Raw genomic sequence first — 14,525 nt, 5'->3', positions numbered from 1 at the left:
CGGATAGAAAAAAAGAGGAAGGGATAGATAGAATCATGATCTCAGAAAATTTAAGAAAATATGCAACGGAAAAATTTGAGAGACGGAGAGAGCTTCTGGCTCCGGTGATGCCTGTTATCGAAGAAAAATTAAAACAGTGCAGTGAGGAAGAGGCTGTGCTGATGAAGTTTCTGTATGGTACGATGCCGGTAAGGGATGCGGGAGAATATGGATTTGACCTTTTTCTTTCGTACGTGAAGCATGCGCTGATGCTGCGGGAGAAGGTGGCATGGTGTAAGGAACTGCCGGAGGATGTGTTTGTAAACTATGTGCTGTATGACCGGATCAATTCCGAGGACATTACGGACTGCAGACCGTTTTTTTATGAGCAGATTATGGGGCGTGTAGCCGGAATGAGTCTTTTAGAGGCGATTCTGGAGATTAATTACTGGTGTGCGGAGCATGCGACGTATGAGGCGACGGACGGCAGAACGGCATCTCCGATGACAATGTATCGGAGTGGAAAGGGACGCTGCGGCGAGGAGTCTACGTTTGCAGTTACGGCGTATCGGAGTGTCGGTATTGCGGCGCGGCAGGTTTATACACCGAGATGGGCACACTGTGATGACAATCATGCCTGGGTTGAGGTGTTTGTGGACGGCGAGTGGCATTTCCTCGGCGCCTGTGAGCCGGAAGAAGTGCTGGATACCGGCTGGTTCTCGGGGCCGGCGAATCGGGCAATTCTGATTCATACGCGGAACTTCTCGGATTATGTGAAGGAAAGTAAAGAGGAGTATCTTGGAAAAGAAGGAGCGCTGTACTACTTTAACCATACGGATTTTTATGGCAGAACGAAGCTGGTGAAGATCCTTGTGAAGGATGAGAATGGAAAACCGGCTGCCGGAGCGCATGTTGCGGTTGAAATCCTGAATATGGCAGAGTTTTTCCCGGCTGCAGTGATGACGGCGGATGCGGACGGAGAAGTTCGGATGACACTTGGCCTTGGCGATATCCGGGTACGGGCATTTGACGGAATACGCCGGGCGGAAGCCATGATGCGGATTGAGGAGGAGGATTCGCTGGAACTGGTGCTGCAGGAAGAGGCGGTTCCGTCAGCGGATGATACGTGGCAGACGCTGGAAATCCGGGCACCGAAGGAAGTGCCGGTACGGAATGTCGTTGCCACAAAGGAGCAGAAGGAGCGCAATGCGGCACGGATGGCAGAGGCGGAACGGCTTCGGAAGGCACGGTTTGCAGCATGCTTTGATGAGAAAAAGGCTGCTGCGTATCCGGAAGCGGAAGAGATTTTCCACCGGGCAGGAGAGAATTTTGAGGAGGTTTATACATTCCTTTCCAAAGATGAAAATCCGAACCGGAAGAAGCTGCTGTTTTCGCTGGCTTTAAAGGATGCGAAGGACTTGAAGGCATCCGTTTTAGAGGATCATCTCGACTGCGAGCAGGGGGATCTGCCGGAGGAGATTTTCAGGAAGGATCTTCTTTGCCCGCGTATTTTCCTCGAGGAGCTGACGCCGTATCGGAGCATGATCCGCGGATTTTTTGAAGAGGAGACAAAACGCAGCTTTGTGGAGCAGCCGGAACGGATTCTGGATTATCTTAAGAAGAATATTACCTTCCATGCAGAAGAAGAGTATGACACGATCATGGCAACACCGGTCGGCGTCCTTACGATGAAACAGGGAAGTCCTCTGGCGCAGAAGATTCTGTTTGTGGCAATCTGCCGGAGTCTCAATGTAGCGGCAAGACTGAATCCGGTGACCCTGGAGCCGGAGTATTACCGTGATGGGGCATTCCACAGTGTGGAAACAGAAGCTGCTGTTTTGAAGGATGAAACGGAAAGTGCGGTTCTGACACTGAATGCGGAGGATGGAAGCGCATGGAAGTATTATCAGACGTGGACCATCGGAAAGTGGAACGGAACAGTGTTTGAGACGCTGAATTACGAAGAAACCGCATTCAATGGCAAAACACTGGCTCTGACCCTGGAGCCGGGCTGCTATCGTCTGATTACAAGTATGCGTATGCCGAACGGTGACCAGCATGCCGCATACCGCGTGTTTGAACTGAAGGCGGGAGAAGCAAAAGAGATTTATCTGGAAACCGTGAAAAAAGAGCTGGATGAGCTGTTAGAGCACATCGAACTGCCGGAGATCACGCTGGAGGATCTGGATGGAAAGGCGCATACCCTGAACGATCTCACCAAAGACGGCCCGATCCTTCTGGCCTTCCTCGGAACCGGAGAGGAGCCGACCGAGCATGTTCTGAATGAGCTGATCGAAATCGCAGAGAAGTGGAACGCAAAAGACGCTGCCATGGCAGCCGTGCTCCGCACGAAAGCCGACCTGGAAAACACGACTTTCCAGAAAGCCCGCGCAGCAATCCACAACATGTCCCTCTACCTCGACCCATCCGACGACGCCCCGGCGATCGCCGAAAAAATGGGAATCGACGCAGAAAAACTCCCACTGCTGATCCTCGCATTGCCGGGAAACATCGGCGGACGCGCTTATGCCGGATATAACGTCGGCAGCGTCGGACTGATGCTGCGGCTGATGGAAGAGGCGGCGAAAGCGTAAGTTAATACTAAAAAACAGGCTGACGCACGAATGCGGCAGCCTGTTTTTTTAAAGAACGCCCAGTTTTTTCAACTGTGCTACGCCATCTTCATATCCCATAAAATGAATTCCATGAATCCCTGCCTGCTCTGCGGCCTCGACGTTTGCTTTGGTGTCGTCGAGGAATACGCAGCGGTCCGGGGTGAGGGAGAATTTCTGGATCAGGTGCTGGTAGATCTCCGGTTCCGGTTTTGTTAAATGGCAGGTGTAGGAGAAGAGGGTTCCGTCCATGTAGGGGAGGAAGGGCATTTTCTCTTTGGTGCGCTCGAAGAGGTCTCCGGAGTAGTTGGAGAGGATGTAGAGGCGGTAGCCTTTTTCTTTTAAGGAGCGTACCCAGCTTTCTGCATACGGCAGCGGGGTGATGGTTTCCTCGCAGTGGGCGAAAACCTCTTTGATTTCTTCGGTGTATTCCGGGGCGAGGGAGCAGAATCCTTTTACAATCTCCTCTGGTGCGAGAATTCCGCGGTCGAACTGGCGCCAGTAAGGGCCTTCGAAGGTTGCGGCGGCGATTGCTTTCGTCTTTTCCGGACCGAAAGCAAAGCGTTTCAGATAGGACTCGTAGTCCCAGTTGACGAGTACGCGGCCTACATCAAAAATAATGGTATCAATCATGACTGTTTTTCTCCTTTGTCTGATTTGTCGTTCTCATCGCGGTGCGACAGAACCTTGGCAACCAGCATCATGGCATAGATGAGCACTGGTGCGGTAATTGCACAGTAGAGGCAGACCGTCAGCGCCTTGTGTGCAAACGGCGTGTCGATAAACGCAAAAATCATGGCGCCAAGCCCGAATCCGATCAGGACCGCGATGGCGAGAAGGGCGCCGATCTGTTTGAGTCGTTTCATAAAAATCTCCGATCGTTTACTGAAAATAAAATATAAAGAAACATAACCAAGTGTAGCACAGTTGAAAAGAAACATCCACCGCAAGTTTTAAGAATTTTTTAGAAAAAATTAATGGCGCTTTCGATTGCTTTTTTCCCTCAAAAGGGATAGAGTATTGGCATATACTTTGAAAAAGGAGAAACGAGAACAAAATGGATAAACTGAAAGAAAAACTTTCCCGCCTGATGTACGGCCGCTACGGCATCGATCAGCTGGGCAATTTTATGATGTGGGCGGCAGTTGCCATGATGATTTTCGGGGCGGTTGTACGGAGCTCCCTTATCTACACCCTGGCACTCGTCCTGATCGTCTGGGCGGATGTGCGCATCATGTCCAAGAACCATTCCAAACGGTATGCGGAAAACCAGAAATTCCTGGAACTGAAAAACCGCGTCGTCGGATTCTTCCGAGGCGGAACCCGTGCATTCAAGGATAAAGAGCACTGCTACTTCCGCTGCCCGTCCTGCCATCAGCAGGTGCGTGTGCCGAAAGGAAAAGGGCACATCGAGATCCGCTGCCCGAAATGCGGAACAAAATTCATCAAAAACACCTGATAAAAAGGAGCAGTGCGATTCATGTTTGGTTATGTGACCATCCGAAAGGATGACCTGAAAGTCAAAGATTACAATAAATATCAGGCATACTACTGCGGTCTGTGTCAGGATATCAAAGAGGCGTATGGAAAAAAGGGTCAGGCGATGCTGACGTTTGATATGACATTTCTTTCCATCCTGCTGACCGGGCTTTATGAGTGTGAGACAAAAGAAGAGGAGCATTACTGCTTTCTTCATCCCGGCAAAAAACATAAATGCCTGCGGAACAAATACACAAAATACTGCGCAGACATGAACGTGCTGCTCGCCTATTACAATCTGCTGGATGACTGGGAGGACGAGAAAAACTACGCGGCGTTTACAGTGGCAAAGGCTTTGAAAAAATCTGTGACACGCATCGAGGCATCGTATCCGCGCCAGACGAAAGCAGTGCAGGATTACCTCGAAAAGCTGCATGCATGCGAGAAGGAAAACAATCCAGACCTCGATCTTGCGGCGGGCTATACCGGAGAGGTGATGGCGGAGATCTATATTCCGGAGGAGGACATCTGGAGCGATGATCTGCGCCAGGTCGGCTTTTACATCGGAAAATTCATTTACCTGATGGATGCGCTTGATGACGTGGAAAAAGATAAAAAGAGCGGAAACTACAACCCGTTTCTGTCCATCGCAGATCAGCCGGACTTCGAGGAAACCGCAGAAAAAATCCTGCTGATGATGACGGCGGAAGCGTCGCGTGCATTTGAAAAACTTCCGATCCTGGAAAATGTAGACATTCTGCGAAATATATTGTATGCTGGTATCTGGGAAAAATACGAAATGCGAAAAAGCGCAAAAGAGCGCCAAAAAGAGGAGAAATAAAGACTGATGACAGATCCATATGAGGTGCTGGGCGTGTCCCGCGGGGCTTCGGACGATGAAATCAAAAAAGCATACCGAAAACTCAGCCGGACGTATCACCCGGATGCCAATATCAATAATCCGAATAAAGCAGAAGCAGAAGAAAAATTCAAACAGGTGCAGCAGGCGTACAAACAGATCATGGATGAACGCGAGCACGGCACCTCGTACCAGAGCGGAGGTTCGTCGTATGGCGGAGATGCTTACGGCGGCTATGGCCCGTTCGGCGGCTTCGACCCATTCGGCGGCGCGTACGGAAACGGCGGCTCCGCACGGAATGATTATGGAAATTCCGAGCAGGAAATGCGGCTGCAGGCGGCAGCCAACTACATCAACAGCGGCCACTTCCGCGAGGCGATGAACGTGCTGAACGACATTTCCGACCGCAGCGGAAAATGGTATTTCCTGCATGCGATCGCAAATTCGCGCCTCGGCAACAACATCAATGCCGTGCAGGATGCCGAGATGGCAGTCAAATTAGAACCGCAGAATCTGCAGTACCAGCAGCTTTTAAACCAGCTCCAGGGCAGCGGCCAGTGGTATTCCGACATGGGAAGCGGTTACGGCTATGAGAGAAGTGCAGGTGATCTCGGAAAATGGTGCTGTGAATGTATGGCAATCAATGCCATCTGCAATTGCTGTTGCTGCGGCGGAAGAGGATTTTTCTGCTGTTGATCAAAAAATAATTACAAGAAATGTATAAAAGTGAACATTCAGGGGAGAATAACAGTGTCATCGAAATTCCCCTGTTCGATGATACAAAAGAAAAATAAGGAAATACTTATCCTCCCCTTAAAAGCCCCGCTGCAACCGAAAAAACGGTTCGCTGTGGGGCTTTTTTCTAACAGCCGAAAGTCCTTGTTTTTCCCATCAAAACAGATTATAATGAAAGAGATCGCAATTATGACCGGAGCAAAAAAATACGAACGGATCATAGAAAGAAAACAGAAAGAGAGAAAAGCTATGGAACGAAAAACAGCATGGAATGAGTACAAGAAAAAAGATATGAAAAAGCTGGAAAAATTAAACGCCGGCTACCGCGCATTCCTGGATCACGGAAAAACGGAGCGCGAGTGTGTAAAGGAAAGTGTACGTCAGGCAGAAGAGGCCGGATACGTAAGCCTCGACACCTATGTAAAAGAAAATCGTGCGTTAAAACCGGGTGACAAGGTTTATGCTGTATGCATGAAGAAGGCCATTGCCCTGTTCCAGATCGGAACAAAGCCTCTGACAGAGGGTATGAATATTCTCGGTGCGCACATCGATTCTCCGCGTCTTGACGTAAAACAGAATCCACTGTATGAGGACAACGGATTTACATATCTTGATACCCATTATTACGGTGGCATCAAAAAATGGCAGTGGGTAACGCTTCCGCTTGCAATCCACGGTGTTGTAGCCAAGAAGGATGGCGAAGTAGTGGATGTAGTCATCGGCGAGGATGATAACGATCCGGTATTCTGTGTGACAGATCTCCTGATTCACCTTTCCAGAGAGCAGCAGACCAAACCGGCAAGTACGGTAGTAGAGGGCGAGAACCTCGATCTTCTGATCGGAAGCCAGCCGCTGGAAGGAACAGAGAAAGATGCAGTGAAAGCCATGACCTTAAAGCTCTTAAACGACAAGTATGGCATCGAAGAAGAGGATTTCCTCTCCGCAGAGCTTGAAATTGTACCGGCAGGAAAAGCGCGTGAGCTTGGTATGGATGCCAGCATGATTCTTGCATACGGCCAGGATGACCGTGTATGCGCATACACTTCTCTTGTCGCAATGCTCGAGGTGGAAGCACCGGAGAAGACATCCTGCTGCCTGCTCGTAGACAAAGAGGAGATCGGAAGCGTCGGAGCAACCGGCATGCAGTCTCATTTCTTCGAAAACACCATGGCAGAGCTGCTTGCACTTGCAGGTGAGGGAACGGAGCTTGCACTTCGGAGATGTCTGGCTTCTTCCAGAATGCTTTCTTCCGATGTAAGTGCAGCGTTTGATCCGTTGTATGCAGCAGCATTTGAGAAGAAAAACGCTGCATTTTTCGGAAAAGGTATCGTAATTAACAAATTTACAGGAGCAGGCGGAAAGAGTGGCTCAAACGATGCCAATGCAGAGTACGTCGGAGCTCTTCGCGCTATCTTTGATGATGCAAAAGTAAATTGGCAGACAGCAGAGCTTGGTAAAGTTGATGTCGGAGGCGGCGGAACCATCGCCTACATCATGTCTCTGTACGGTATGGAAGTGATTGATTCCGGTGTACCGGTTCTCAGCATGCATGCTCCATGGGAAGTAACCAGCAAAGCAGATGTTTACGAGGCCAAGAAGGCCTATGTGGCATTTTTGAAAAACGCATAAATAATATTGAGGAGGTTTGAAACGTTTGGACAGTGACATAGTCGGCAGTATTCTTTTGCAGGTCGTATTGATAGCGGTCAATGCGGTATTTGCCTGCGCGGAGATCGCTGTGGTCTCCTGTAACGACGCTAAACTGGAAAAAATGGCACAGGAGGGAAACAAGAAAGCGGCAAAGCTGTTCCGTCTGACGGAGCAGCCGTCGCGTTTCCTCGCAACCATACAGGTTGTCATCACTCTCTCCGGATTTTTAGGAAGTGCTTTTGCGGCAGAAAACTTTTCGGGCAGATTCGTCTCGGTCCTGGTGGATGCGGGCGTGCAGATCCCGGAAAAGACGCTGGATGCCATTGCCGTCGTGCTGATTACGCTGCTTTTATCCTATATTACCCTGATTTTCGGTGAACTCGTGCCAAAGCGTCTTGCGATGCACAACTCTGAGAAAATCGCACTTGGCGTATCCGGTCTTGTGACCACCGCCTCGAAAATTTTTGCCCCGCTGGTCGGACTTTTAACGGTATCGACAAACGGTATCCTGCGCCTTTTCGGCATTGACCCGAACGAGGACGATGATCAGGTAACAGAGGAAGAAATCCGGATGATGGTAGATGCCGGCAGCGAAAAAGGTACCATCGACAACGAAGAAAAAGATATGATTCAGAACGTATTTGAGTTCGATGATCTGACGATCGACGAAATCTGCGTCCACAGGACCGATGTGGATCTTCTGTGGGTGGAGGATTCGATTGAGGAGTGGGAGCAGCTCATCCATGAGAGCCGCCACTCGTATTACCCGGTCTGCGGCGAAACTGTGGACGATATCATCGGCGTTCTGGATGCCAAGGATTATTTCCGGCTTCGCACCAAGGACCGCGATCATGTCATGAAAGAAGCAATCAAACAGCCTTATTTTGTTCCTGAAAACATCAAGGCTGCCACGCTGTTCCAGAACATGAAAAAGACCGGCAACTATTTTGCCGTGGTTCTGGATGAGTACGGCGGCATGGATGGAATTATCACCGTGCGTAACCTGATCGAGCAGCTTGTCGGGGACTTGAATGATGAGGCGGAGATCGGGCAGCCATCGGAAATTGAGCTGATTTCCACAGACACCTGGAAAATCATGGGAAGTGCCTCGTTGGATGATGTGGCGGAGGAACTGAAGATCAAACTGCCGGTCGATGAATATGAAACGTTCGGCGGCTACATTTTCGGCGAACTCGGTGCGGTTCCGGATGACGGCAGCCAGTTTGAACTCGAGACCGACGATCTCTGGATCAAGGTCATGCGGGTCAAAGAACACCGCGTGGAAAATACGGTGGTAAAGAAACTGCCTCCGAAAGAAAAAGGAGAGCAGGAGGAACGTAAGGAGAGGGAATGAAACGTGAATTGGATACAGCAGACCGGAAAATTGTGGAACTGCTGCAGGAAGATGCAAGGCTTCCGCTCAAAAGTATTGCAGACAAGGTAAGTCTCACTTCGCCGACGGTTTCGGCGAGAATCGACCGCCTGGAAAAGGACGGGGTGATCACCGGCTACCGCGCGAGTGTGAACCCGGAGGTTTTCGACTATCGGATCAAGGCATTCATCAATCTGGAGGTTGAGCCGGTGCGGAAAAAGGAATTCTATCCGTACATCACTAACTGCCCGAATGTGATCGAGTGCAACTGCGTGACCGGCGACTATTCGATGCTGATGGAGGTTGTGTTCCACACGACATCTGAGCTGGATCAGTTTATCGGCCAGCTTCAGCATTTTGGAAGAACGAAGACGCAGATCGTGTTCTCTACATCGGTGGAACACAGAGGAATTCCGCTCGGCGATACCAGAATCCCGATTCTGGAGCAGGAAGAAGAAAAAGGTTGATTTTCTGCGGACTTTCCGATATACTAAAGCGTGTTACAAAAACCGGAATCCCGCTAGGGGACGGCGCGAAAAAACGTGCTCAGAGAAACAGATAAAGGATGGATAATAACATGAGTTTATTACAGAATTGGCGTGATATCGCCTATAATCAGGAAGCAGACAAAAAACAGCTCCAGCAGTTCTGGACCAATTATTTCCTGATTGAGAAAAACATTTACGAGCAGCTTCTTTCCAACCCGGATGAAGTGGTAAAAGGAACCGTAAAAGAGCTGGCAGAGAAATACAAAGTGGACGTTATGACCATGGTTGGTTTCCTGGACGGCATCAACGACAGCCTTGTGATCCCGAACCCGATCGAGGAGATGGAAGAGGATACCGTTGTTACACTGGCTTACGATAAAGAGCTTCTGTACAAAAACATGGTAGACGCAAAAGCAGACTGGCTGTACAACCTGCCGATGTGGGATGAGATCTTCACAGAAGAGCAGAAGAAAACGCTTTACATGGAGCAGAAAAAATCCGGCACTGTAATCAAGGGCAAAAAAATCGGAAGAAATGATCCATGCCCGTGCGGAAGCGGAAAGAAATACAAATACTGCTGCGGTAAAAACGCATAAGAAAGAATTTTCGAGAAGAGACCGGGGAGCCGAAAGTTGAAAGGCTTCGCGGTCTCTTTTTCTATGAAGAGGGAGAAGCAGGATGCAGGAGACGGTAGTTTATCTGAAAAAAATTACACAGCCGGAGGGCGAAAAAAAAGAGCTGGAACGGGAACTCTCGCAGTGCGGATGGGAGCTGTTCCGGATGGGAATGCAGGAACAGTATGGGCTGGATGGAGAAAAGATAACGATCGAACGGAATGCGCACGGAAAACCGTACCTGCCAGGGCATCCGCAGATCTGTTTTAATATTTCTCATTCGGGGGAATACGCTGCCTGCGCTTTTGCTTCCATTCCGATCGGCATGGATCTGCAGCAGCACCGCCGCGCTGCCTGGGAGCGTATGGCAGAACGGTATTTTTCCGCCGAAGACCAGAAACGCCTTGCCGCAGCGGAGAATGCTGAAACGCTGTTTTTCCGGATCTGGACCGAGGAGGAGAGCTACGGCAAGTGGAGGGGAACCGGTCTTTCGGGTTCTCTTGGAACGGAAAAGAAAGAGGGCTTCTGCACACATTTCAGTCCGGAGAAAGGATATGAAGGCGCCGTCTGGGCAGCGGAGCCTGTGAAAATCTGCATGAAAAGAATAGAACCATAAAAACCGTGCATAACCTGTCCCGCCATCTCATATATATAACGATAAGAGGTGGTGAAGATGAAAAGGACAGGAAGACAAAAGGATATTGTTACGCCAGAGAAAAAACAGGAGCAAAGGGAACTTTTGCGCCTGTTTTCTGCGAATATACGGAAAATTCTGAAAAACACAGATCTGCTGGCCGATGACCTGCAGGAAATCCGTCTGCGGACCGGCGCGCCGCTTCTGGTGGTCGCAAAGGATCAGGAGTACTTTCTGACCCCGGACGGAGCACTGACCGGGGAGTGGGAGAAAGGTTATCCCGTCTCACCGACGGATATCCGCGATACGATGGATTACATAGGAAGTTTTTCCCTCTACGCCTACGAGGATGAACTGCGGCAGGGTTTTCTGACCGTGGAGGGCGGCCACCGGATCGGCATTGCCGGAAAGACGGTAATCGAAGGGGAAAAGGTGAAAGGCATCAGCCATATATCCTGCATCAACGTGCGGGTTGCTCATGAGAAAAAGGGCTGCGCGGACCGAGTGATGCCGTACCTTTGGGAAGACGGCCGTTTCCTGCACACCCTGATTGTCTCCGCACCCGGCTGCGGCAAAACGACGATGCTGCGCGATATCATCCGCCAGATTTCGGACGGGGAGTCGCCATATCCGGGGTTGACCGTCGGTGTGGTCGATGAACGGAGCGAGATCGCAGGCTGCTATCTCGGCGTTGCGCAGAATGATGTCGGCATCCGCACCGATGTGCTCGACTGCTGTCCGAAGGCGGAGGGCATGATGATGCTGATCCGCGCCATGTCGCCCGATGTGGTGGCAGTCGATGAGATCGGAACGGGCGAGGACATCCGTGCGATCGAGTCCGTCGTTAACTGTGGGTGCAAGCTGCTCGCGACCGTGCATGGCAATTCCATGGAGGATATGAAGCAGAAGCCTCTCCTGAACCGCCTCGTGGAATCCCACGTTTTCGAGCGGTACATCGTGCTGGATGCGAAACCCCACGCCGGAAGTGTACAGGCTATTTTTGACGGAAGAGGAACGACACTGTACCGAAGGGAGGCGTTTCTGTGATGCGGCTTGCAGTTTTACTGGCGGCTTCTCTTGCCTGCGTCGGGATCGGCTTTGCAAAGAGTGCGGCGCTGTCGGCCCATGTGAAAGATCTGGAAACACTGCAGAAAATTATCCAGTATCTGCGTGGAGAGATTGTGACGGCGGCTTCCCCGCTGCCGGATGCGTTCTGGGAGACGGGAAGGCGGATGCGGGATCCGTACCGGGATTTTTTACAGGATATTTCTGAGGATATGCGCCGCCCGGACGGAAAGACACTGCCGGCGATTCTGGAAGAGAATACGGCAGTCCACCTGGCGGACACACGCCTTACAAAAGAAGAAAAAGAAGAGCTGCAGGAGGCCGGATGCAGCCTTGGCACTGGGGACCGCGCCATGCAGAAGGCGAATCTGGACCGGTATGAGGCACGCCTTGTGCAGCGGATCGCGGAACTGCAGAAAGGATTGCCGGAAAGGAAGAGGCTCTGTCAGAGTCTTGGAATCATGGGAGGCCTTTTTTTATTTTTGATTCTGGTTTAGGGCGTGTCTGAAAATGGAGGAGCAGGCGTGGAGGTCGGGATTCTATTTAAAATCGGGGCAGTCGGGATTCTGGTATCGGTCCTGTGCCAGGTATTAAAACACAGCGGCCGGGAAGAACAGGCATTTCTTGCAAGCCTTGCCGGTCTTGTGCTGGTGCTGTTCTGGATTCTTCCCTATATTTCCGCGCTGTTTGAGGACATCAAACAACTGTTTACAATTTAAGAGCAGGGAGAAAAAACGGAGGGGATCATATGGATATACTTCGGATCGCTGCGCTTGGCACGGCGGGCGTGCTGCTTGGAATCACAGTAAAGGGAGCAAAGCCGGAATTTGCCCTTCTTGTGACGGTCGGTGCCGGCCTCTGCATTCTTGCCGGGACCGTCGGAAAAATGCAGTATCTGCTCGGCATGCTCGCACAAATGAAATCGTATCTCCCGGTGGACTCATCGTATCTGAATACGCTGCTGAAAATGCTTGGGATCACGTATGTGGGACAGTTTTCCGCCGGGATCTGTAAGGATGCGGGCTATTCTTCCATTGCAGGGCAGATTGAACTGTTCGCCCGCCTGGCGGTCCTTGCCGTCAGTATGCCAGTGCTGCTCGCTCTGCTGGAAACGGTTCATGATTTTCTGTAAAAAAGCCGGATGGGGCATGGCGCTGCTTTTTCTGTGTCTCATTTTCGGAACGGGAAGAACGCAGAAAATCGAAGCAGCGGATACCGAAACGGATCAGGCAGCAGCAGCGCAGGACGAACTTCTTGCAGAACTCGACTTCGATGCAATCCAGCAGGAAGTGGACAGCCTGCTGTCCAGCCAGCAGTTTTCTTTTGCCGGTACGGTGCGTTCTCTTTTGCAGGATGGCGATCCCTTCCGCACCTTCCGTGCCGGAAATGCCGTTCTCTCCTGTGCCAAAACAGCATTCCTTGCGCAGAAGGGGCTGATGAAGGAGCTGTTTCTCCTCGTTCTGGCAGGCGCGGTGCTCGGCAGTTTTTCCTCTCTCTTTGAAGGAAAACAGGTCAGGGACGCCAGTTTTTATATGGTCTATCTGCTTGCGCTTGCACTGATTCTGAAAAATTTCCAGTCGAGCGGGGAAAACCTGAAAGCTGTCATCACATCGCTGGTCGCTTTTATGCGGATCCTGACGCCATCCTACTATCTGGCGGCCGCGGCCGCCGGGGGCGCATCATCAGCCGTGATGTTTTATCAGATGCTCCTTCTAGTGATTCTAGCTGTCGAAAAGCTTCTGCTCGCCCTCGTCCTCCCGATGATCCATATCTATCTGCTCATCGCCCTTGTAAACGATCTTTCCGGCGAGGAGATTTTGTCCCATATGACAGAGCTGCTGGAAACCTGCGTGAACGGCCTTTTAAAATCGTCGCTCGGCGTACTTGTGGGAATGCAGATGATCCGGAATCTGATCGCACCGGCGCTCGATTCCCTGCGGCAGATGGCACTCTGGCGGACTGCCGGAATGATTCCTGGCATCGGAAATGCGGTGAATGCTGTAACCGAGTTGGTGGCAGGATCCGCGGTGCTGATCCGCAACTGCTTTGGCGTGACGGCAATGCTGGTACTGCTCGCAGCAGGCATGGTCCCCGCCGTTCAGCTTCTCGTTTCGGGTCTTTCCTTCCGCCTTCTCGCCGCGGCGGCGCAGCCCGTCTCGGACAAGCGGATCGCGGGATGTCTTGCGGCGGCAGGAAAAGGATATGCGATGCTTCTGCGTCTCCTTCTGACCGTAGAAGTCCTGTTTCTGCTGACGATTGCAATCCTGGCGGGAACTTTTTCCTAGAGCTTGTCTGAAAAAGGCTTTTCGTGAGCTGCGAGTCCCAGTTTGTGGGAGATTTTATCCGAATGAGGGCGGCGTAGCGGGCTACGGCAACCGAATGAGGGTAAAATATACCGCAAAGTGGGGCTTGCAGCTTGCGGAAATGGTTTTTCAGACACGCTCTAGCGTGTAGTTGGGCAGGCAGCGGCGGGAGGCGGCATGGTAGAAGAGATTCTGCAGTGGCTTAAGAATATTTCAATTTTTCTGATTTTTATGACAACTGTGCTGAACCTGATCCCGGAGAAGGAGGACAAGAAGCCGGTTCAGTTTTTTCTTGGAATTGTGATGGTACTGATTTTTTTCCAGCCCGTGCTAAAAGCGGGAGGTTTGGAGCAGAAAATGGCGCAGACGCTCGACCGTCTGACGCTGGAAGAGGAGGCAGCAGCAATGGAAAATGTACAGATTCGTGCAGAAAGCTTTGAAAAACAGTATTACGTGGGCGCCTGGGAAAAAGAGACGGAGCGCCAGATCCGGATGTATCTGTCAGAGAGCGGCATTCCGGGGGCAGCCGTTTCGGTAACGCTGGAGCCGGGAAACACCGGTGAGGCAAAAGAGATCCGCATTGAAGCGCCGATGCGGCAGACGAGCATTTACCGCGAAGAACAGAAAAAACAGCGGGAAATGCTCGATGAAAAGCTGACAGAGATCAAAAGTGTTTTAAGTGAGGTCTACGGAACCGATCCGGCGCATATTATGGTAGAGATTTCGGAATAGGCC

17 protein-coding genes and 2 pseudogenes are annotated in these 14,525 nt (G+C 51.1%); 16 read left to right on the top strand and 3 right to left on the bottom strand.

Features of this window, described 5'->3' with window-relative positions:
- Positions 1 to 35: 35 nt before the first annotated feature.
- Positions 36 to 2,573 (top strand): transglutaminase domain-containing protein, encoded by a 2,538-nt coding sequence (locus DW769_RS10195; RefSeq protein WP_118750351.1) that lies wholly within the window; start codon positions 36 to 38, stop codon positions 2,571 to 2,573.
- A gap of 48 nt (positions 2,574 to 2,621) precedes the next feature.
- On the opposite strand, the gene DW769_RS10190 is transcribed toward DW769_RS10195, so the two are convergent.
- Positions 2,622 to 3,224 carry an HAD family hydrolase gene (locus tag DW769_RS10190; protein WP_055264774.1) on the bottom strand — a complete coding sequence of 201 codons (603 nt, stop codon included), beginning with the start codon at positions 3,222 to 3,224 and terminating at the stop codon, positions 2,622 to 2,624.
- A complete protein-coding gene (locus DW769_RS10185; RefSeq protein WP_118750335.1) occupies positions 3,221 to 3,457 on the bottom strand; it encodes a hypothetical protein in 237 nt (78 codons plus the stop codon). The genes DW769_RS10190 and DW769_RS10185 overlap by 4 nt, the downstream gene beginning before the upstream one ends.
- 191 nt (positions 3,458 to 3,648) lie before the next feature.
- Between DW769_RS10185 and DW769_RS10180 the strand changes: the two genes are divergently transcribed.
- From DW769_RS10180 to DW769_RS17305, 14 genes and pseudogenes are all read left to right on the top strand, one after another.
- Positions 3,649 to 4,050, top strand: a complete 402-nt coding sequence (locus tag DW769_RS10180; protein ID WP_022463182.1) for a hypothetical protein — start codon at positions 3,649 to 3,651, stop codon at positions 4,048 to 4,050.
- Positions 4,051 to 4,071: 21 nt separating this feature from the next.
- Positions 4,072 to 4,911 carry a DUF5685 family protein gene (locus tag DW769_RS10175; protein ID WP_022463183.1) on the top strand — a complete coding sequence of 280 codons (840 nt, stop codon included), beginning with the start codon at positions 4,072 to 4,074 and terminating at the stop codon, positions 4,909 to 4,911.
- Positions 4,912 to 4,917: 6 nt separating this feature from the next.
- Complete coding sequence (locus DW769_RS10170; RefSeq protein WP_055221390.1) at positions 4,918 to 5,625, top strand: DnaJ domain-containing protein; 708 nt, start codon at positions 4,918 to 4,920, stop codon at positions 5,623 to 5,625.
- Positions 5,626 to 5,913: 288 nt separating this feature from the next.
- Entirely contained in the window at positions 5,914 to 7,293 is a 1,380-nt protein-coding gene (locus DW769_RS10165; protein WP_055221450.1) for an aminopeptidase, read from the top strand.
- Between the two features lie 25 nt (positions 7,294 to 7,318).
- The gene (locus tag DW769_RS10160) at positions 7,319 to 8,668 is read left to right on the top strand and encodes a hemolysin family protein (protein WP_179973095.1); all 1,350 of its coding nucleotides are present in this window, start codon (positions 7,319 to 7,321) and stop codon (positions 8,666 to 8,668) included.
- An 8-nt stretch (positions 8,669 to 8,676) separates the two neighbouring features.
- The gene (locus tag DW769_RS10155) at positions 8,677 to 9,153 is read left to right on the top strand and encodes an Lrp/AsnC family transcriptional regulator (RefSeq protein ID WP_118750350.1); all 477 of its coding nucleotides are present in this window, start codon (positions 8,677 to 8,679) and stop codon (positions 9,151 to 9,153) included.
- A 110-nt stretch (positions 9,154 to 9,263) separates the two neighbouring features.
- The gene (locus DW769_RS10150; protein ID WP_055221393.1) at positions 9,264 to 9,770 is read left to right on the top strand and encodes an SEC-C metal-binding domain-containing protein; all 507 of its coding nucleotides are present in this window, start codon (positions 9,264 to 9,266) and stop codon (positions 9,768 to 9,770) included.
- An 82-nt stretch (positions 9,771 to 9,852) separates the two neighbouring features.
- Positions 9,853 to 10,404, top strand: a complete 552-nt coding sequence (locus DW769_RS10145; protein WP_022463189.1) for a 4'-phosphopantetheinyl transferase family protein — start codon at positions 9,853 to 9,855, stop codon at positions 10,402 to 10,404.
- A 57-nt stretch (positions 10,405 to 10,461) separates the two neighbouring features.
- Positions 10,462 to 11,469 carry a stage III sporulation protein AA gene (gene spoIIIAA / locus DW769_RS10140; RefSeq protein ID WP_055228503.1) on the top strand — a complete coding sequence of 336 codons (1,008 nt, stop codon included), beginning with the start codon at positions 10,462 to 10,464 and terminating at the stop codon, positions 11,467 to 11,469.
- Positions 11,469 to 11,984 (top strand): stage III sporulation protein AB, encoded by a 516-nt coding sequence (locus DW769_RS10135; RefSeq protein ID WP_055221399.1) that lies wholly within the window; start codon positions 11,469 to 11,471, stop codon positions 11,982 to 11,984. Before spoIIIAA ends, DW769_RS10135 begins: the two co-directional genes overlap by 1 nt.
- A gap of 27 nt (positions 11,985 to 12,011) precedes the next feature.
- A complete protein-coding gene (gene spoIIIAC / locus DW769_RS10130) occupies positions 12,012 to 12,206 on the top strand; it encodes a stage III sporulation protein AC (RefSeq protein WP_022463192.1) in 195 nt (64 codons plus the stop codon).
- A gap of 29 nt (positions 12,207 to 12,235) precedes the next feature.
- Complete coding sequence (locus DW769_RS10125; protein WP_055221401.1) at positions 12,236 to 12,619, top strand: SpoIIIAC/SpoIIIAD family protein; 384 nt, start codon at positions 12,236 to 12,238, stop codon at positions 12,617 to 12,619.
- Positions 12,606 to 13,772: a stage III sporulation protein AE gene (locus DW769_RS10120; RefSeq protein WP_055221402.1), complete on the top strand. Its 1,167-nt coding sequence runs from the start codon at positions 12,606 to 12,608 to the stop codon at positions 13,770 to 13,772. Before DW769_RS10125 ends, DW769_RS10120 begins: the two co-directional genes overlap by 14 nt.
- Positions 13,744 to 13,875 (top strand): annotated as a pseudogene (locus DW769_RS17305) (DUF6783 domain-containing protein); the annotation flags it as partial. The gene DW769_RS10120 and the pseudogene DW769_RS17305, both read left to right, overlap by 29 nt.
- Here the strand turns inward: DW769_RS17305 and DW769_RS17300 are convergent.
- A pseudogene (locus tag DW769_RS17300) lies at positions 13,825 to 13,953 on the bottom strand (DUF6783 domain-containing protein); the annotation flags it as partial. The pseudogenes DW769_RS17305 and DW769_RS17300 sit on opposite strands and share 51 nt — an antisense overlap.
- A gap of 14 nt (positions 13,954 to 13,967) precedes the next feature.
- Here DW769_RS17300 and DW769_RS10115 point away from each other — a divergent pair.
- Complete coding sequence (locus DW769_RS10115) at positions 13,968 to 14,522, top strand: stage III sporulation protein AF (protein ID WP_022463195.1); 555 nt, start codon at positions 13,968 to 13,970, stop codon at positions 14,520 to 14,522.
- The last annotated feature ends 3 nt before the right edge of the window (positions 14,523 to 14,525 follow it).

Origin of the sequence: Blautia sp. AM29-29 (assembly GCF_003480555.1) — a bacterium.
Lineage (GTDB): Bacteria > Bacillota > Clostridia > Lachnospirales > Lachnospiraceae > Fusicatenibacter > Fusicatenibacter saccharivorans.
This window is presented reverse-complemented; position numbering and strand designations above follow the sequence as displayed.